This is a genomic window from Streptomyces sp. BoleA5 (assembly GCF_000373665.1).
Classification (GTDB): Bacteria; Actinomycetota; Actinomycetes; order Streptomycetales; family Streptomycetaceae; genus Actinacidiphila.
The window spans coordinates 195,676-214,258 of sequence record NZ_KB892124.1; the positions used below are offsets into that span (position 1 = coordinate 195,676).

An 18,583-nucleotide genomic window follows, 5' to 3' on the forward strand; every position below is an offset into this window, starting at 1 on the left:
GCACCGGCGGGGCAGCCGGCTCAGACGGCGCGCAGCGTCGCGGTCACCTCCCGGCCCGGCTGCAGGGTCAGGCCCGGGCGCGGGGGGATCTCGCCGGGATCGACGTCGACGTGGAAGCGCCGGGACAGGGTGGCCAGCACCAGCACCGCCTCCACCATCGCGAAGCGCGCGCCCAGGCAGGCCCGCGCGCCGCCGCCGAAGGGGAACCAGGCGTGGTCCGGCAGAGCGGCGGCCTCCTCGCCCTCCCACCGCTCGGGCCGGAACTCCCCGGGCGCGGGGAACCAGCGCGGGTCGCGGTGCGCGCTCCACTGGCTGGACCACAGCACCGTCCCCTCGGGGACCGGCCGCCCGTCGAGCACGGAGTCCTCCTTGGCGATGACGGTCATCAGCCACACGGGAGGGTAGAGCCGCAACGTCTCCTTGACGACCTGCTCGGTCCAGCGCAGGTCCTTGAGGTCGTCGAAGCGCGGGTCGCGGTCGCCCAGCACCCGGGAGAGCTCGTCGGTGAGCCGGTCGCGTGCGGCGGGGTTCCGCGCGAGCAGGTACCAGGCCCAGGTGAGGGTGGTGCCGGTGGTCTCGTGGCCGCCGATGTAGAGGGTGACCGCCTCGTCCCGGACCTCCCGGTCGGTGAGCGGGCGGCCCTCCTCGTCGACGGCCGCGAGCAGCCGGCTCAGCAGGTCGTCGCGCTCCTCGCCGCCGCGCCGCCGGGCGTCGGTGACCCGGGCCACCTCCGCGTCGATGACCCGGACCGCCGCCTTGAGTCTTCTTCGGCCCGGCGTCGGAACCCACGGCGGCAGGAACAGCGTGACGCCCCGGAACTCGTCGCCGATGGCGCGCTGGGCGACGTCCATCGCCCGGCCGATCACGTCCTCCCGTCCCGCCGTGTCGGCGCCGAACAGGGTCCGCACCGCGATCCGCTGGGTGAGGGCCAGCATCTCCCGCCGCACGTCGACGCGCCTGCCCGCGCACCAGCGTTCCGCGGTGGCCGCCGCGCTCTCCGCCATCGTGGCCGCGTACGACCGGACCTGACGGGGGCGGACGGCGGGCTGCACCAGCGCCCGCTTGCGGCGCCATGCGGGACCCTCGCTGGTGACCACGCCGTCCCCGAGCACCAGCTTGAACGCCCAGCCGAGTTCGGGATGGCGGAAGACGGTCTCCACGCCGGTCAGCAGTTCGCCGATGTGCTCCGGCCGGGACAGGAACAGCGCACGCTGCGGGCCGAGCCGCCAGCGCACGAGGTCGCCGTGCCCGCGCAGCGTGACGAAGAAGGCGAGCGGGTCGCGGGCGAAGGCCGGCAGACTGCCGATCAGCGGCAGACCTCGCGGGCCGGGAACGGGCAGGACGTCCGCAGCGGCGTCCTCGGGCTGTGCTGTGGTCTCCGCGGGCATGTCGTCCTGTCCTGGGCTCGACGGCGGGGCACGGGCAGAGCGGTCCGCACCCCAGCAAACCGGCGCGGCGCCCCGTGCGCCAGAGGGCCTCTGAGGCGGTCCGAGTCCGGCCGGAGTCCGCGCCGGGCAGGGGAGGCGACCCGCAGAGCGACCACCGGCCTGGTAGGCGGGTACAGCGGCGGGGCGGCGAGATGCCGACGGGAACGAGGGCATGGGGAGGGGCGCGGTCGCGCTCGGCGGTTCAGCCCGGGGAGGCGTCACGGGGCGTCGGAGTACGGCATGGCGCGGCCGGCCGGATGACGGGGCGAGGCGGGTGTGCGTCATCGCGTGCCTGCCGGGGGTGGCGACAGGCCGGAGTTGAGCGAGCCGCCGGGCGGCCGTGCCGAGCGGGCCCCGGCGGCTGGGCCGGGGGCGGGTGGAGCCCGGCGGGTTCGTGCTCGACGGGTCGAGGACCCCCGCTGCGCGGCATCGATGGCCCGCTGGGCACCAGGCGCCACCGGCCGGTCAGAGGCACGGGGAAGGACGCGGACCTCCGGTGTTCGGGCGGTCACGGGACGGCGGTCACGGGACGGCGGGGCCGGTGATCGCGTGGCCGTGGCGGTCGTAAGGCCAGGCGTTGGCGGTGCAGCCGTGGAGGCCCTTGATCTGCTGCATCATCGCCGGGGCAAGTCGCCCGTGGCCGGGGCAGCCACGATGGCCGCGGCCGAGGCGGTGGCCGACCTCGTGGTTGATGATCAGGGCCCGGTACTCGGCCGGGCGGCCCTTGTAGTAGGGGCTCAGCAGCACCCAGCGCTTGAGGTTGACCACGACGTCCTTGCCGCCGCTGCAGTTCACCTCGCCGCCGGTGTCCAGGCCGTACTCGGCGCACAGCGCGTCCGTGGTGTCCGGGGTGGCCAGGCGCACGAGGAAGTCGTACGGCGGTGAGTCGACGCGGCGGAAGGCGGCGCCGGCCGTCGTCCAGCCGCGCTTGTCGGCGAGTATGCGGTCGACCTCCGCGGCCACCGAGGCGGCGGAGAAGCCGGTGCCGTCCTCGACCTCCACTCCGTACCGCAGCGGGGTGCCGTGACCGAGGGTCCGCGAGGTTCCGGGGGCGCTGGTGAACCTGCCGTCGCCGTGCTCGGGCACCTGCGACCGGGCCGGTTTCGGCTTCGCCGTCCGGGTGGGGGCGGGCGACGGCACGGCGGAGGCGGCCGGTCCGTGCTGGGCGGCCGCGGGAGCAGTCCGCTCGCCCGCGTTCCGCCCGGCCGTCACGGCGTACAGCCCCACGGCGCAGACCGCGAGGACCAGCAGGACCGCCAGGCGCGACACCGCCGCGCGCCGCCGGGGTCCCGTCGCCGCAGGCCGGTTCGTCCGGGAGCGTGTCATGTCCCACACTCCGTACGGCCGCGCTTGAACGGGCGCCGGGCGCCGAGCCCGCACGACCCATGCCGCGGTCGTTCGGCCGTCGCGTCCGCGAGTGCCTCCTCGTCCACCACGACCGGATCCCGCACCTTCACCAACCCCACACTCCGTCGTACCGGGACCCCCGCAGGTCACGGGCGGGTCCGGCCCTCCAGTATGCGGAGTCGAGGTGAACGGCAGACGGGCCCTCAGTCCTGCCGCGACGCCGCCAGTCGGGCCGTGGCGCTGTCGAGCAGCATGTCGAGCGCGGTGGGGTAGGCGCTGCGGTTCATGCGGGCGACGAGCAGGCCGGCGGTGGCCGCGATGTGCGGATGGGTACGCGCCGGCAGCCGCGCGTACGTCTCCCGCCACACGTCCCGGTCGGCGGCGCGGGCGGCCTCTGGGAGGGCCAGCGTCGCCGCGTCCAGCGCGGCGAAGGCCAGGGCCTGGTCGATGAAGGCCTGGTAGATCGCGACCGCGGCGGGGTCGGGGAACCCGGCGGTGCGCAGGATGCCCAGGACCGCCTCGTCGGCCGCCGTCTCGTGGGCGCGCCCGGAGACCCGGCTCGCGGTGAGCACCGCCGCCTGCGGGTGGGCGAGGTAGGCGGTGTGGATGCGCAGCCCCAGGCCGCGCAGGTCGCTGCGCCAGGCGCCGGTGGACTCCCAGCCCTCCATCGCCCGGCCCATCAGGTCGTCCGCGATGGCCAGGGTGAGGTCGTCCACGCCGCGGAAGTAGCGGTACAGCGTGCTCGGGTCGGCGCCCAGCGCGGTGCCGAGCCGCCGTACGGTCAGCCCGGCCGAGCCGTGCTCGTGCAGCATGCGCAGCGCGGTGTCGACGATCAGCCGGTGCGAGAGCACCGCCCCGTTCCTGGTGGGGCGGCGGCGCCGGCGTGCCGCCTCCTGGACGACCCTCTTGGGCACGGGCCCCTCCCTTCGCGCAGCGCCGAGCTTATGCCAACACCATTGACCATACGTCGCGGGGCGGCGTTTCATCCCTGGGCAGAGGCGCCTCCGCCTCGGAACGGAGACCTGACAGCCATGCGTGTACTGCTTGTGGGAGCCGGCGGGGTGGGTACCGCCATCACCCGGATCGCCGCCCGTCGCTCGTTCTTCGAGGCCATCGTCGTCGCCGACCGGGACCTCGCCCGCGCCGAGGCCGCCGTGGCGGCCGTGGACGACGGGACCGGCCGGTTCTCCGCCGCCGCCGTCGACGCCTCCGACGAGGCCGCGGTGACCGCGTTGCTCACCGAGCGGCGCTGCGACGTCCTGCTCAACGCCACCGACCCGCGCTTCGTGATGCCCCTGTTCGGCGCCGCCCTCGCCGCCGGCGCCGACTACCTCGACATGGCGATGTCGCTGTCCCGACCGCACCCGGAGCACCCCTACGAGGAGTGCGGGGTCAAGCTCGGCGACGCCCAGTTCGAGCGGGCCGCCGAGTGGGAGAAGGCCGGACGGCTGGCCCTGGTCGGGATGGGTGTGGAGCCGGGCCTGTCGGACGTCTTCGCCCGCTACGCCGCCGACGAGCTGTTCGACACGATCGAGGAGATCGGGGTGCGCGACGGCGCGAACCTCACCGTCGACGGCTACGACTTCGCGCCGTCGTTCAGCATCTGGACCACCATCGAGGAGTGCCTCAACCCGCCGGTGGTGTACGAGGCCGCACGCGGCTGGTTCACGACCGAGCCCTTCAGCGAGCCCGAGGTCTTCGACTTCCCGGAGGGCATCGGGCCCGTCGGTTGTGTGAACGTCGAGCACGAGGAGGTGCTCCTGATGCCGCGCTGGGTCGACGCCGGACGTGTGACCTTCAAGTACGGCCTGGGGGAGGAGTTCATCGGCACCCTCAGGACCCTCCACCAGCTCGGCCTGGACCGCACCGGACCCGTCACCGTGCAGAGCGACCGGGGGCCGGTCCGGGTCAGCCCGCGGGACGTCGTGGCCGCCTGCCTGCCCGACCCGGCGACGCTGGGGGAGCGCATGCACGGCAAGACCTGCGCCGGAACGTGGGTCAAGGGGACGAAGGACGGCCGGGCGCGCGAGGTGTACCTGTACCACGTCGTCGACAACCAGTGGTCGATGCGCGAGTACGGCTCGCAGGCCGTCGTCTGGCAGACGGCCGTCAACCCCGTCGTGGCCCTGGAGCTGATGGCCGCGGGCATCTGGGCGGGCAGCGGAGTCCTCGGTCCCGAGGCCCTGGCCCCGCGTCCCTTCCTCGACCTGCTGACCTCCTACGGCTCCCCGTGGGGCGTGCGGGAGTCCTGACAGCCGGCCAGCCAGTCGGCGATGGCCGCGGTGATGGGCTGCCCCGTCGCCAGCTCGACGAAGCCGAACTGGCCGCCCTGGTTGCACTCCAGGAACCACCAGGTCCCGTCGGTGTCCTCGGCGAAGTCGAAGGCCCCGTAGGCGAGTCCGGCCGCGGCCATGTACTCCCGCACCGAGCGCGCGATGCGCACCGGTGGCTCCACGGGCTCCCAGTCGGCGTCCTCGGGGCTGTCGAACCGGCCGTCGACCTGGTCGGGACCGGACTTCTTGCGGGCCGCGAACAACCCCGTCCCCACACAGGTCAGGCGGATGTCGGCGGCCTTGGGTATGTACTGCTGCAGCAGCGTCGGCCCCGCCGCGACCGCGGAGAAGTCGGCGTCCGGGGCGACCAGCGTGGTCGGCAGCGCCATCGGCGGATCGCCCGGGTGCGTGCCGGAGACCGCCTTGACGACCAGCCGCGGATGCTGCTCGGCGAACTCCCGTGCCGCCTGCGGGAAGGTGGTGATGAGCGTGGCGGGCACCGCGAACCCCGAGTGGTGCGCGGTGAACAACTGCCATGGCTTGTAACGGGCCTGCGCCGCGGCGGCCGGGTGGTTCATCCACCGGGCCCGCACGCAGCGCAGCGCCCCGTACAGTGCCGCGCCGGCCTCGGCGGTCAGCCACTCGGACTGCTCCGCCGCGCCGGCGCCGGGTGTGCCGGGTCTTCGGATCCAGATGGAGCGCACGCTGTCCATGCTCACCATGCGCTCCTGGACCGACAGGTACCCGCGTACGTCACCGCGTACGTACTCGGCGGACATGGAGACCTCGCCGGGCAGGTCCGCAGGGTCCAGGCGGACCACCGGCGTCCCGCGGTCGTGCAGCGCCGCCACCACCAGGTCGGCGGTCACGTCCTCGGGGGAGGTGAGGATCAGGACGGTCATGGGGGTTCGGGGTGCTCAGTCGTCGAAGTGCGTCTTGGAGCCGGCGGTGGAGACGGTGGCTGCCGTGGCGAGCAGCAGCGCGCGGTCGGTGATGACGGGGCGTCCGTCGGGGAGCACGTTCAGCTGCAGGGCGGAATCGTAGGTGTACGGCGCTACGAATGTTTCGGGTGTGGCCGGCCGGGCATGAATCAGCGCGAACGGTCGCATGGCTTCTCCTCACTCTCCTGCGCGTCGGGCAGCAACCAGCTCCTGTGCCCAACTGCGGCCCTACGTATGAGACTCACGTGGTGCCCCGAACCGTTCCCTGTAACTGGTGTGACGCAGGTAACTATACGTACCTGAAGTGCATTGAGTTCACTACGCAGAGTGACGAAGTGACTCTCTTTCGTAGGTATCGCCAAGGGGCACCTGTGTACGGGTACCCGCTGCACGCCCGAGGTTGCGCACCGTCACGGAGCCCATCGCCCGCGCTCCTCCTCCAACGCCAGTACCTCGGGCAGGTTTCCCAGCCGCTCCAGACCCCGAACCGCCCTCGCCGTACGGTGGTTGGCCGCGAGCAGATCCCGGTGCCGGTGCACGAACGACCAGTAGCCGGTGGTGTACGGGCAGGCGCGCTCGCCCGTCCGTTCGGCGGGGCGGTAGGCGCAGCCGTCGCACAGGTCGCTCATGCGGTGGATGTAGGCGCCGGCCGAGGTGTACGGCTTGGTCGTCATCAGCCCGCCGTCGGCGTACTGGGACATCCCGACCACGTTCGGCGCCATCACCCAGTCGTGGCCGTCGACGAAGCAGCGATGAAACCAGTCGGTCAACTCCTCCGGATCCCAGCCGTGTTGGAGCGCGTGACTGCCCAGCACCATCAGCCGGGGGATGTGGTGGGTCCACCCCGTGTCGCGGACCTGGGCCAGCACCGTCGACAGGCAGCGCGCGCGCACCGCGTCCGCGTCCAGTTCCAGGAACCAGCGCGGCAGCCGCGTGTGGTGGCGCAGTTCGTTGCGGTGCCGGTAGTCCGCGCCGAAGTGCCAGTACACCTGCTGCACGTACTCGCGCCATCCGGCGATCTGCCGGACGAAGCCTTCCACGCTGTTCAGCGGCGCGTCGCCGGAGCGCAACGCGCGCTCTGCCCGCTCGACGCACTCGGCGGGGTGCAACAGCCCGAGGTTCAGGGGGGCGGAGAGCAGGCTGTGGCTCATCACCGGGTCCCCGGCGAGCATGGCGTCCTCGTACCGCCCGAACTCCGGCAGCCGGTGCGCGACGAAGGAGCGAAGTGCCGACAGTGCCTCGCGCCGGGTGACGGGGAACAGCCGCGGGCCGTCGCGGCCGACGAAGCGGACCCGGCCCTCGCGTTCCCAGCGGTCCAGGTCGCGCCGGACCTCGTCGTCGATCTCGTCCTCCTGCGGCCGCCAGGGCGGCGGTACCCCGAGGTCGTCCCGGCCCCGCGGTGGGGGTTCTCGGTTGTCGTGGTCCAGGTTCCAGCGGCCGCCGGCCGGCTCGCCGCCGTCCATCAGCAGGTCGTGGGAGCGGCGCACCCAGCGGTAGAAGTCCTCCAGCCGCAGGCGTGCTCCGCCGCGGTCCTCGATCCATCCGGCGAACTCCTCGCGCGACACCAGGAATCCGCGGTCCGGCAGGACCTCGACCCGGTCCAGCGATTCCACCAGCCGCAGCGCGGCCCGCGAGCTCGGCCGGCACACCGTCACCCGCGCGTCACCGGCTGCCTCGCGCAGCCCCTCGCGATAGGTGCCTGCCCGCACGTAGCGCACACGGTCGCCGAGTTCCGCCGCCCGGTGCCGCATCGCGGACAGCAGGAGGTGGGCCTTGGCCCGGTGCGAGCGGCGCCGGGCGAACGCCGAGCGCGCCTCGATCATCACCACGGGCGCGCCGGGGTCGAGGAAGTGCGGCCCCAGCTGGTCGCCGAAGAGCCAGTGCGGACGTGGCGCCATGCGGGCGTACCTCCCGTGCGACGTGGGGCGGACATCCGGGATGTACCGGATGTCCCGGGCGGGGACATCCTTCATCACGGCGGCCCCCGCCGCCCGCAACGGCGCCCGTGGCGGGCCGCCGATGTCGTCGTGGCGGAGTACCGGGATGCCGGTGCGCCGGAGTGCGGCGCCCCGGGCCGGGTCAGCCGCCCTGCGCCCCGCCGGGCCGGGTGACGTCGCGCTGCCAGCGGACCTCGCCGTCCACGACGACGGAGGTGGGGGCGAGGCCGGCGGCCGCGGCGACGGAACGGGACGCCAGGTGACCGGGGTGGACGTGGGCGACGACGCGGTCCACGGGGAGCGCCGCGAGCCGGGCGACGAGGGCGGCGGCGGCCTCGGTGGCGATGCCGCGGCCCTGCCAGGGGGTGCCGGTCACCCAGGCGACCTCCGCGACCGTGCCGTCCGGCGTTTCCCACGCCACCGTCGCCTGCACGGTGCCCGTGAGGCGGTCCTCCGCGCGCAGCCGGACCACCCAGTTCCACCAGGACACGGCGGGGTCGCCGGAGCCGGCGACCAGGCGGGTGTAGCGGGCGCGCAGACCCGGCGCGTCGTACGGGGTGCCGCCGGTGAACTCGTGCAGCCCGGGGTCGCGGAGCACGTCGGCCATCTCCCGCGCGTGACCGACCCGCAGCGGTTCGAGGACCAGCCGCGGCGTGGTGATCGTCCCGGGCCCGCCGGGCCGCGCGGGCGGCGTCACGCCGGGATCCCGAAGAGGCGGGCGGCGTTGCCGTACAGGACGGCCCCCGTCCACGCCTCGCCCAGTTCCAGCCGCGTCAGCGCCTGCAGGGCGTGCGGGTACGCGTACGGGATGTTGGGGAAGTCGCTGCCGAACAGGACGCGGTCACCGAGGCCGTCCAGCCGCTTGCGCTCCGGCGGCGGGAAGGGCGCGTCGGCCTCGCTGAAGTCCGTGAACGCCATCGTCGTGTCCAGGTGCACGCCCTCGTACCGCTCGGCGAGGTCCAGGAACGCCCCGTACTCCGGCATGCCCATGTGCGCGACGACCAGCCGCAGCCGGGGGTGCCGGGCCAGCAGCCGGGCGATCGGGCCGGGACCGGTGTGGCGGCCGGGGACGGGCCCCGACCCGCAGTGCGTGACCACGGGGACGCCGCCGTCCGCGAGCAGTCCCCAGACGGGGTCGAGCAGCGGGTCGTTGGGGTCGAAGGCCCCGACCTGCACGTGGCACTTGAAGACCCGGGCGCCCGCCTCCAGCGCCTGCCGGACGTAGCCCGGCGCCTCCGGCTCCGGGAAGAAGGTCGCCGTGTGCAGGCAGTCGGGCGTCCGGGCGGCGAAGCCGGCCGACCAGGAGTTCAGCCAGGCGGCCATCGCGGGCTTGTGCGGGTAGAGCATCGAGGTGAAGGCGCGCACTCCGAACGCCCGCAGCGTGGCGACCCGCTCGTCCTCGTCGGTGCGGTACGCGATCGGCCACGGCCGGCCCGTGAGCGGACCGGCGGAGTCGAAGTACGCCCAGACCTTGGCCAGCACGCGGTCCGGCATGAAGTGGGTGTGCACGTCCACGATTCCCGGCAGGCCCAGGCCCTGCCAGAGCTGCCTCACCCGTACGGTCTCGTCCGCCGGCGCCATGTCCGTCACCTGTGCCACTGTGCCTCCTCCATGGCGGTGATCCTCACACGAACCGCGGCCCGCCGGGGCTGCGGCCCTTGTCATCGGCATCGCGCATCCATAGCATCGCCAGTGTTACAGCAATACTGTCATGCTCGCCGCGAAGCCGGAGGCCCCGATGACCGAGGCGCGAACGCGACCGGGCGAACGAGCGGGCGATCGACCGGCACAACGACGGGCAGAACGACCGGGGGGATCGGCGTCCGCCGGCGGGCCGCTCGCCGGTGTGCGCGTGGTGGAGCTGGCCGGCATCGGCCCGGCCCCCTTCGCCGCCATGCTGCTCGGCGACCTCGGTGCCGACGTCGTCCGCGTCGACCGGCCGGGCGGCTCCCGGCTCGGCGTCGACCCGGCCCACGACGTCACCAACCGCAACAAGCGCTCCGTCGTCGCCGACCTCAAGAGCGAGGAGGGCGTCCGGCTGGTCCTGGACCTCGCCGCCCGCGCCGACGTCCTGCTGGAGGGCAACCGCCCCGGCGTCGCGGAGCGCCTCGGCGTCGGTCCCGCCGCCTGCCACGCCCGCAACCCCCGCCTCGTCTACGGCCGCATGACGGGCTGGGGCCAGGACGGGCCGCTCGCCCCGCGCGCCGGGCACGACATCGGGTACATCGCCGTCGCCGGGGCGCTGGGGATGATCGGCCCCGGGGACGGACCGCCCGCGATCCCGGCCAACCTGCTCGGCGACTACGCCGGCGGCTCCCTCTACCTGGTCACCGGGGTGCTCGCGGCTCTGCACCACGCCCGCGCCACCGGCACCGGCCAGGTCGTCGACGCGGCCGTCGTCGACGGCGTGGCCCACCTCGGCGCGATGATCCGCGGCATGGTCGCCGCCGGCGGCTGGCAGGACCGGCGCGGCGCCAACCTGCTGGACGGCGGCTGCCCCTACTACGCCGTCTACGAGACCGCCGACGGCGGCTGGATGGCCGTCGGCGCCCTGGAACCGGCCTTCTACGCGGAGTTCGTCCGGCTGCTCGGCCTCCCCGAGGACGCGCCCGACCGGGGCGACCTCGGACGCTGGGACGAACTGCGCACGCTCATCGCGGCCCGCTTCGCGTCCCGTACCCGCCGGGAGTGGACAGAGGTCTTCGAGGGCAGCGACGCCTGCACGGCTCCGGTGCTGTCGCTGGCCGAGGCCGCGGCCCATCCCCACCTGGCCGCCCGAGGCACCTTCGCCGGCACCGGCGGCATCACCCAGCCCGCTCCCGCCCCGCGCTTCTCCGCGACCCCAGGCGCCCTGCGGCGGCCGCCCGCCCTGCCCGGCGCGCACACCGCGGAGGTCGCCCGCGACTGGGACCTTCCGGTCTGCGTCCCCGGGGCCGCGACGCCCGCCCCCCTCGTCGAACGGGCCGGGGACCGGCTCCCGTAGCCGGGGCCACCGGCGGAAGGCGGGCACCAGCATGCGGCGCGACCTCTTCACGCCCGGGCAGGCGGCGTTCCGGGAGACCGCCGGCCGTCACCGGCGGACGTGTCCGGACCGGCTACGGCGGCACGACGGGCATCATGAAGGAGACCATCGGCCGTTCGCCGCCCGGCTGATCCGACCCGGCACGACACCGACACCCTCATCGAAAGGCATCCGACGTTGAGCACCGACGCCTACGTCTACGAGGCCATCCGCACCCCGCGCGGGCGCGGCAAGGCCAACGGCTCCCTGCACGGCACCAAGCCCATCGACCTGGTCACCGGTCTCATCGACGAACTGCGCCGCCGCCTGCCGGGCCTCGACCCGGCCGCGATCGACGACATCGTGCTCGGTGTCGTCACCCCGATCGGCGACCAGGGCTCCGACATCGCCAAGACCGCCGCCATCGCCGCCGGGCTTCCCGAGACCGTGGCCGGCGTCCAGGAGAACCGCTTCTGCGCCTCCGGACTGGAGGCCGTCAACATGGCCGCCGCCAAGGTCCGTTCCGGCTGGGAGGACCTGGTGCTCGCGGGCGGCGTGGAGTCGATGTCCCGCGTCGCCATGGGCTCCGACGGCGGCGCCTGGGCCATGGACCCGATGACCAGCTACACCACCGGCTTCGTGCCCCAGGGCGTCGGAGCCGACCTCATCGCCACCATCGAGGGCTTCAGCCGCCACGACGTGGACTCCTACGCCGCCGAGTCGCAGGCCCGCGCCGTCGAGGCCTGGAAGGAGGGCCGCTTCGACCGCTCCGTCGTCCCCGTCGTCGACCGCAACGGCCTGGTCGTCCTCGACCGCGACGAGCACATCCGGCCCGGCACCACCGCGGATAGCCTGGCCGGGCTCAAGCCGTCCTTCGCCGCGATCGGCGAGGCGGGCGGCTTCGACGCCGTCGCGCTGCAGAAGTACCACTGGGTCGAGAGGATCGACCACGTCCACCACGCGGGCAACTCCTCCGGCATCGTGGACGGCGCCGCACTGGTGGCCATCGGCAACCGTGAGACCGGCGAGCGCTTCGGCCTGACCCCGCGCGCCCGCATCGTCTCCGCCGCCGTCTCCGGTTCGGACCCCACCATCATGCTCACGGGCCCCGCGCCCGCCTGCCGCAAGGCGCTCGCCAAGGCCGGGCTGACCGTCGACGACATCGACCTCGTCGAGATCAACGAGGCCTTCGCCGCGGTCGTCCTGCGCTTCATGCGCGAGATGGGCCTCAGCCACGACAAGGTCAACGTCAACGGCGGCGCCATCGCGCTCGGCCACCCCCTCGGGGCCACCGGCGCCATGATCCTGGGGACCCTCGTCGACGAACTGGAACGCCGCGACCAGCGGTACGGACTCGCCACGCTGTGCGTCGGCGGCGGCATGGGCATCGCCACCGTCGTCGAGCGCCTCTGACCCGCTGTCCCGCACCCCGCTACGGAGCCGACCGAACATGACCGCTCTTCCGACGAACACCACCATCCGCTGGGAACAGGACGGGACCGGCGTCGTCACCCTCGTCCTCGACGACCCGAACCAGTCCGCGAACACCATGAACCAGGCCTTCAGGGAGTCCCTGCGGGCCGTGGCCGACCGCCTGGAGGCGGAACGCGACTCCGTCCGCGGTGTCATCGTCACCTCCGCCAAGAAGACCTTCTTCGCCGGCGGCGACCTGAAGGACATGATCAAGGCGGGGCCCGAGGACGCCCCGCAGATCTTCGAGGCCGGCATGGGCATGAAGCGCGACCTGCGGCGCATCGAGACCCTCGGCAAGCCCGTCGTCGCCGCCGTCAACGGCGCGGCCCTCGGCGGCGGTTACGAGATCGCGCTCGCCTGCCACCACCGCGTCGCGCTCGACGCGCCCGGCTCGAAGATCGGCCTGCCCGAGGCCACCCTCGGCCTGCTCCCCGGCGGCGGCGGGGTCGTCCGCACGGTGCGGCTGCTCGGCATCACCGACGCGCTGCTGAAGGTGCTGCTGCAGGGCAACCAGTACGACCCGCGGCGCGCGCTGGAGAACGGGCTGGTCCACGAGGTCGCGACCGGCCACGACGACATGCTCGCCAAGGCACACGCCTTCATCGACGCCCACCCCGAGTCCGCGCAGCCCTGGGACGCCAAGGGCTACCGCATCCCCGGCGGCACCCCCAGCACGCCCAAGTTCGCCGCCAACCTGCCCGCCTTCCCGGCCAACCTGCGCAAGCAGCTCGCCGGCGCCCCCTACCCGGCGCAGCGCAACATCCTGGCCACCGCCGTGGAGAGCGCCCAGGTCGACATCGACACCGCCTTCGCCATCGAGGCCCGCTACTTCACCGAGCTGGTGACCGGCCCGATCGCCAAGAACATGATCCAGGCCTTCTTCTTCGACATGCAGGCCGTCAACTCCGGTGCCAGCCGCCCCAAGGACGTGCCGGCCCGCACCGTCACCAAGGTGGCCGTGCTCGGCGCCGGCATGATGGGCGCGGGCATCGCCTACTCGTGCGCGAAGGCCGGCATCGAGGTCGTCCTGAAGGACGTCAGCGCCGAGGCCGCCGAGCGCGGCAAGGCGTACTCCGCCGGGCTCCTCGACAAGGCCGTGGCCAGGGGCCGTACCACCCCGGAGAAGCGGGACGAGCTGCTCGCCCGGATCCACGCCACCGCCGACCCGCAGGACCTGGCGGGCTGCGACGCCGTCATCGAGGCGGTCTTCGAGGATCCGGCCCTGAAGCACAAGGTGTTCCAGGAGATCGAGGGCGTCGTCGCCCCCGATGCCCTGCTGTGCTCCAACACCTCCACCCTGCCCATCTCGCTCCTGGCGGAGGGCGTGCAGCGGCGCGAGGACTTCATCGGCCTGCACTTCTTCTCGCCGGTCGACAGGATGCCGCTGGTCGAGATCATCAAGGGCGCCCGCACCGGCGACGAGGCGATCGCCCGCGCCTTCGACCTGGTCCGGCAGATCCGCAAGACCCCGATCGTCGTCAACGACTCGCGGGGCTTCTTCACCTCGCGCGTCATCGGGCACTTCATCAACGAGGGCGTGGCGATGGTCGGCGAGGGCGTCGACCCCGCGACCGTGGAACAGGCCGCCGCCCAGGCCGGCTACCCGGCCAAGGTGCTCTCCCTGATGGACGAGCTGACGCTCACGCTGCCCCGCAAGATCCGCGAGGAGTCCCGGCGCGCCGTGGAGGAGGCGGGCGGCACCTGGCAGCCGCATCCCGCCGACGCCGTCATCGACCGCATGGTCGAGGAGTTCGGACGCACCGGACGCAGCGGCGGCGCCGGCTTCTACGAGTACGCCGACGGCAAGCGCGCGGGCCTGTGGCCCGGACTGCGGGAGCACTTCACCAGGCCGGAGGCGGCGGCCGTCCCCTTCGAGGACCTCAAGGAGCGCATGCTCTTCGTCGAGGCGCTGGACACCGTCCGCTGCCTGGAGGAGGGTGTGCTGACCTCCGTCGCCGACGCCAACATCGGTTCCATCCTGGGCATCGGCTTCCCCGCCTGGACCGGTGGCGTCCTGCAGTACGTCAACGGCTACCCCGGAGGACCGGCCGGCTTCCTCGCCCGCGCCGAGGAGCTGAGGGCCGCCTACGGCGAACGCTTCGCGGCCCCGGAGTTGCTGGTGCGGAAGGCCGGGCGGGGCGAGACCTTCACCGACGGCTGACAAGCCCGGCCGGCGCCGCGGCCCCCCGTCCGGGGGACCGCGGCGCCGCCGCTCTCACTCCTCGCCGCGCGCCCGGTCGCCGAACCCGGTCGCCGTGGCCCGCAGTTCCTCGGCGAGCGACCGCTGGAAGGCGGTGACCAGGGCCTGGACGACCATCGGCTGCAGGTCGTCCGTGAGCCTGCGCATCCGGGCCCGCTCCTCGGGCGCCGGGCGCCCGGCCACGTACGGCTGCCACACCTCCTGCTGGAAGAGCCGGTGCAGCTCGTGCGCGACCGCGCGGGCGTGCTTCAGCAGGATCTCCCGGGTGGCGAGCAGCGTCTCCAGCGGGATCGGCATGTCCAGCAGGCGCACCCCCAGGTGCAGCAGTGCCGGGTTCACCAGCAGCACACCGGGGTCCGCGGTGGGGTGCAGGACGCCCACGGCGGCGAGCCGGTCCAGGTCGTGGCCGCTCAGCGGCCGTCCCGCCCGCTGCTCCAGCCCGTCCCGGGCCAGTTCCTCCGCGGCGTCGGGCATCCACGTCGCCACCAGCGCCCGGTGCACCGCGAGGTCCTCGGGGGTGATGTCGGCGGGCAGCTGCTCCAGGTAGCGGCCGATCGCGGCCAGCGTCAGCCCCTGCCGCTGAAGCTCCTCGATCAACGCCAGCCGGGCGAGGTGGTCCGGCCCGTACAGACCGATGCGGCGGGTGCCCAGTTCCGGCGGCGGCAGCAGGCCCTTGGCGCTGTAGAAGCGGATCGTGCGGACCGTCGTACCGGACCGCGCCGCGAGCTCGTCCACCGTCAGACGCGGCTCCTCGGCCGCCGGCGCGGTCTGCCGGGCGGGGGACTGCGTCATGCGCCGGATCTCGCTCTCTGCCTCGCCGCGCTGGTCATGACACCAGTATGACCGGTCACGGTGCGGAGCCGGGGCCGTGCGCACCCGCCCGGCGGCCCGAGGGAGACGGTGCCCGTCCCGTGCGCCCGGACAGTGCGTGGCCGTTCACCGCACTCGGACGCTGCCGCGCGGGGCGGCCACGCCGACCAGCGCGATGTCGTCGTGGGGACGGTCGGCGAGCCATTCGGTGGTGCGCAGCTCCACATGCTCGACCAGGGCCTCCACCGGCATGCCGACGCACCCGGCCACGGTCGTCTTCAGCCGCTCCGAACCGAAGAACTCACGGCCCGTCACCCCGCCGCGAGCCTCGGTGACGCCGTCCGAGTAGAGCAGGCAGCTCTCGCCGGGCTGCAGCACCGTGGTGAAGGTCGTGGCCCGCACGTCGGGCACCGCGCCGATCAGGGTGCCGGAGGTGCCGGCCTCCTCCACATCGCCGGAGACCCGCAGGATGAGCGGTGCCGGATGGCCGCCCGTGGTCAGCCGCAGCCGCACCTGGCCGCGGCCGAGCGGGGTGACGCCCGCCAGCACCATGGTGGCGAAGCGGGCGTGGGCGGTGTTGAGGAGCGCGTGGTTGAGCAGCGTCAGCAGCCGTACGTGGTCGGTCTCGACCAGCCGCAGGGCGCTGAGGGTGTTGCGGATCTTGCCGGTGAGGACGGCGGCCTCCAGGCCCTTTCCGCACACGTCCCCCAGCACCACGGTGCTCTCGCCGTCGGATTCCTCCGCCGGGTAGGTGTCGTAGAAGTCCCCGCCGATCCGCAGCGTCTCACGGGACGGCCGGTAGGAACCCGCCACCTCGGTGCCCCTGATGGGCCCCAGCCGCGGCGGCAGCAGTTCCTCCTGGAGCAGGGCGGCGCTGCGCGCCTGCTCGGTGTAGAGCACGGATGCGGAGATCGCGGCGCCGGCGCGGGCGGCGAAGACCTGGGCGAAGGCCTTCTCCTCGACCGTGAACGGCCCTCCGAGGCGGCGCATCAGGACGAGTGCGCCCGCCGGGACCCCGTTGCCGGGCAGCGGGGTGACCAGCAGCGACACCGGGGCGCCGAAGTCCTCGGGAAGCAGCCAGTCCGGGGCCCGCACGGGGTCGGTCCGGCGGGGCGGCGGCGGGGGCGACCCGGCCAGTGCCTCGGGCAGCCCCGGCACTTCGGCGGGGTCGACGGCCAGGGCGCACTCCTCCACGCCGGGGCGGCCCGCCACGGCCCGGGTCAGCCGCAGCCGCTGCCGGTCGGGCGGGGTGACGACCACCGCTGCGTCCGCGAGCCGCGAGGCGGCCAGCTCCGCCGTGGCGGTCACGCATGTGCGCGGGTCGAGCGAGGACAGCAGCCCGGCGGACGCCTCGGCCAGGAACTCCGCGCGGCCGTGGGCCAGCCGCAGCTCGCGGTCGGTGCTGCGGGCGTCCGTCACGTCGGTGAGATACCAGGCGTGGTGCCCGCCCGGGAGCTCGGCGCGGCGTGCCGTCACCTGCCGGCTCCCCATGCCGCCGTGCGCGGTGACCGTGCCCGAGGCGTCCGCCGCCGTCAGCCAGGCGGGGGCCGTCTCGGCGAGCACCCGGCCCGCCACCAGCCGGGGCGCCCAGGAGGTGATCACGGCGTTGACGGCACGGATCACCCCGGCGCGATCGCTCACCAGGACGGCGGTCTCGGTCAGGGACTCGACGAGCGCGCGCAGCACCCGCTGCCCGATCCGAGCGGAGGTGGCTGACCCCTGCTCTCGGGCCACTGGCGAGCGCGGAGGCGGGAGAGACGTCACGATGCGGTGGGAGCAAGGCCGGGGCCGTGTGGGACCGTCGGGATCGCTCCGGTCCTCTCGTACCTGGACGAAGGTGGGCCGGGCAAACAGTTGCCCTTCGGCAAGAGTCTTCCCCATCGCCCGTCACCAGGCAAGCTCCTCCCAGCGGTTCACCGCCAGTCCAGGCACACCACCAGCGCGTCGTCCTCGGCCTCCGGCAGTACGCGGTGACCCGGCAGTTCACCCAGGATCGCCCGCGGGACGTCCGCCGGCGGGAGCAGCCGGGTGGCCAGGACCGCGCGGGCCAGCGCCCGTTCCCCGTACGTCTCGCCGGCGGGGGAGGCGGTCGCGTACACGCCGTCGCTGATGATCAGGAGCCGGTCCCCGGAGCGCACCTCGAAGGGCTGCGGGACGTAGGGGGTGTCCTCGAACATGCCCAGGGGCGACTGGGCCTCGAAGTCGATCCGGTCCACCGTCGAACCGCGCAGCCGGTACACGCGCGGCGATCCGGCCTCGACCACCTCGGCCGCGCCGGTCGCCAGGTCGAAGCGCATCAGCAGGACCGACACGTACTGATCGCCCCGGTAGCGGGCGTAGACGGCCTGGTCCGCGAGCATCGCCTGGTCGGCGAGGGGGACGCCGGCGCGCCGGGCGTTGCGCAGCGCGTTCACGGTGAGACTGGTCAGCAGGGCGGCCTCGATGCCCTGTCCCATGCCGTTGGTGACGGTCAGCGTGAGGTCCCGCGCGGAGGCCGACCAGTCGAAGTTGTCGCCGTGGATGTCGTAGGCGGGCTCCAGCTGGGCGCCGAGAGCGTACTCGGGGCGGGCGCAGGCCCTTCCGGGCAGCAGCTCCCACTGCACCTCGGCGGCGAGGGTGAGCCGGTCCCGGCGGCGGGCGTGCAGGTAGCGGTCGGTGTCCCGGTCGGCGACGAGGAGGTGGTGGCCGAGCATCTCCGCGATCTCCGCGAGGTCGCGCACCTCCTCGGGCGCGGGTTCACCGGGCAGTGTGACGCTGAGCACGCCGATCCGGTCACCGCGCACACTCACCGGAAGGTGCAGGCGTACGCCCTCGTCGCCGGCCGCCTCGGCGAACGGTTCCTGGGCACCGAAGGCCCGGCCCTCGGGCGTTCCCGTGAGGGGTACGGCGGCCTCCGTGGGCTCGGGGGCGGAGACCGGCTGGAGCACCGCCAGGCCGTAGTCGGCGAGCAGGATCTCCACGGAGCGGGCCGCCCAGTGGGTGCGCAGGACGTCCGCCAGGGCGGCGGGCAGGGCGTGCGGGGGCGCGGCGCGCAGGGCGCGTTCGGCGGCGAGGGGGGCGTGTCGGTTCACCGGGGTGCGACGGTCCTTCTGGGAGCGGGGGCGGGTCGGTTAGCGTGGTGGCGCGCCGTTTGGCGCGCCCTGTCCTGTCTTCGTCTACCCGCTCGCCGGCGGT

15 protein-coding genes are annotated in these 18,583 nt (G+C 73.9%); 4 read left to right on the forward strand and 11 right to left on the reverse strand.

Going from position 1 to position 18,583, the window contains the following annotated elements; genetic code table 11:
* Positions 1-20: 20 nt before the first annotated feature.
* The 3 genes from B085_RS0130730 to B085_RS0130740 all read right to left on the reverse strand — a co-directional run bounded on the left by B085_RS0130730 (position 21) and on the right by B085_RS0130740 (position 3,688).
* Positions 21-1,388 carry a cytochrome P450 gene (locus B085_RS0130730; RefSeq protein ID WP_018562446.1) on the reverse strand — a complete coding sequence of 456 codons (1,368 nt, stop codon included), beginning with the start codon at positions 1,386-1,388 and terminating at the stop codon, positions 21-23.
* Between the two features lie 561 nt (positions 1,389-1,949).
* A complete protein-coding gene (locus B085_RS0130735) occupies positions 1,950-2,753 on the reverse strand; it encodes a DUF3152 domain-containing protein (RefSeq protein WP_018562447.1) in 804 nt (267 codons plus the stop codon).
* A gap of 224 nt (positions 2,754-2,977) precedes the next feature.
* Positions 2,978-3,688 (reverse strand): TetR/AcrR family transcriptional regulator, encoded by a 711-nt coding sequence (locus tag B085_RS0130740; protein ID WP_018562448.1) that lies wholly within the window; start codon positions 3,686-3,688, stop codon positions 2,978-2,980.
* 117 nt (positions 3,689-3,805) lie between these two features.
* Here B085_RS0130740 and B085_RS0130745 point away from each other — a divergent pair, with 117 nt between their 5' ends.
* Positions 3,806-5,026, forward strand: a complete 1,221-nt coding sequence (locus B085_RS0130745; protein WP_018562449.1) for a saccharopine dehydrogenase family protein — start codon at positions 3,806-3,808, stop codon at positions 5,024-5,026.
* On the opposite strand, the gene tgmB is transcribed toward B085_RS0130745, so the two are convergent.
* From tgmB to B085_RS0130770, 5 genes are all read right to left on the reverse strand, one after another.
* Positions 4,993-5,949 carry an ATP-grasp ribosomal peptide maturase gene (gene tgmB, locus B085_RS0130750; RefSeq protein ID WP_018562450.1) on the reverse strand — a complete coding sequence of 319 codons (957 nt, stop codon included), beginning with the start codon at positions 5,947-5,949 and terminating at the stop codon, positions 4,993-4,995. The two genes, B085_RS0130745 and tgmB, sit on opposite strands and share 34 nt — an antisense overlap.
* A 15-nt stretch (positions 5,950-5,964) precedes the next feature.
* Positions 5,965-6,156: a putative ATP-grasp-modified RiPP gene (gene tgmA / locus B085_RS0130755; protein ID WP_018562451.1), complete on the reverse strand. Its 192-nt coding sequence runs from the start codon at positions 6,154-6,156 to the stop codon at positions 5,965-5,967.
* A gap of 242 nt (positions 6,157-6,398) precedes the next feature.
* Entirely contained in the window at positions 6,399-7,886 is a 1,488-nt protein-coding gene (locus B085_RS0130760; RefSeq protein WP_018562452.1) for a cryptochrome/photolyase family protein, read from the reverse strand.
* Positions 7,887-8,067: 181 nt separating this feature from the next.
* Positions 8,068-8,622 (reverse strand): GNAT family N-acetyltransferase, encoded by a 555-nt coding sequence (locus tag B085_RS0130765; protein WP_018562453.1) that lies wholly within the window; start codon positions 8,620-8,622, stop codon positions 8,068-8,070.
* Positions 8,619-9,506, reverse strand: coding sequence for an amidohydrolase family protein (locus tag B085_RS0130770; RefSeq protein WP_026251621.1), 888 nt, complete (start codon positions 9,504-9,506; stop codon positions 8,619-8,621). The genes B085_RS0130765 and B085_RS0130770 overlap by 4 nt, the downstream gene beginning before the upstream one ends.
* Before the next feature lie 265 nt (positions 9,507-9,771).
* On the opposite strand from B085_RS0130770, the gene B085_RS44305 reads away from it, so the two are divergent.
* From B085_RS44305 to B085_RS0130785, 3 genes are all read left to right on the forward strand, one after another.
* Entirely contained in the window at positions 9,772-10,908 is a 1,137-nt protein-coding gene (locus B085_RS44305; RefSeq protein ID WP_018562455.1) for a CaiB/BaiF CoA transferase family protein, read from the forward strand.
* 216 nt (positions 10,909-11,124) lie between these two features.
* Positions 11,125-12,339: an acetyl-CoA C-acetyltransferase gene (locus B085_RS0130780; protein ID WP_018562456.1), complete on the forward strand. Its 1,215-nt coding sequence runs from the start codon at positions 11,125-11,127 to the stop codon at positions 12,337-12,339.
* A 37-nt stretch (positions 12,340-12,376) separates the two neighbouring features.
* The gene (locus B085_RS0130785; protein ID WP_018562457.1) at positions 12,377-14,560 is read left to right on the forward strand and encodes a 3-hydroxyacyl-CoA dehydrogenase NAD-binding domain-containing protein; all 2,184 of its coding nucleotides are present in this window, start codon (positions 12,377-12,379) and stop codon (positions 14,558-14,560) included.
* A gap of 54 nt (positions 14,561-14,614) precedes the next feature.
* Here B085_RS0130785 and B085_RS0130790 read toward each other — a convergent pair whose 3' ends face one another.
* The 3 genes from B085_RS0130790 to B085_RS0130800 form a co-directional block, all read right to left on the reverse strand.
* Positions 14,615-15,391, reverse strand: a complete 777-nt coding sequence (locus tag B085_RS0130790; protein ID WP_018562458.1) for a MerR family transcriptional regulator — start codon at positions 15,389-15,391, stop codon at positions 14,615-14,617.
* A gap of 144 nt (positions 15,392-15,535) precedes the next feature.
* Positions 15,536-17,143, reverse strand: a complete 1,608-nt coding sequence (locus B085_RS0130795; RefSeq protein WP_234018699.1) for a PP2C family protein-serine/threonine phosphatase — start codon at positions 17,141-17,143, stop codon at positions 15,536-15,538.
* Positions 17,144-17,322: 179 nt separating this feature from the next.
* Positions 17,323-18,480 (reverse strand): PP2C family protein-serine/threonine phosphatase, encoded by a 1,158-nt coding sequence (locus B085_RS0130800; RefSeq protein ID WP_018562460.1) that lies wholly within the window; start codon positions 18,478-18,480, stop codon positions 17,323-17,325.
* Positions 18,481-18,583: the final 103 nt, after the last annotated feature.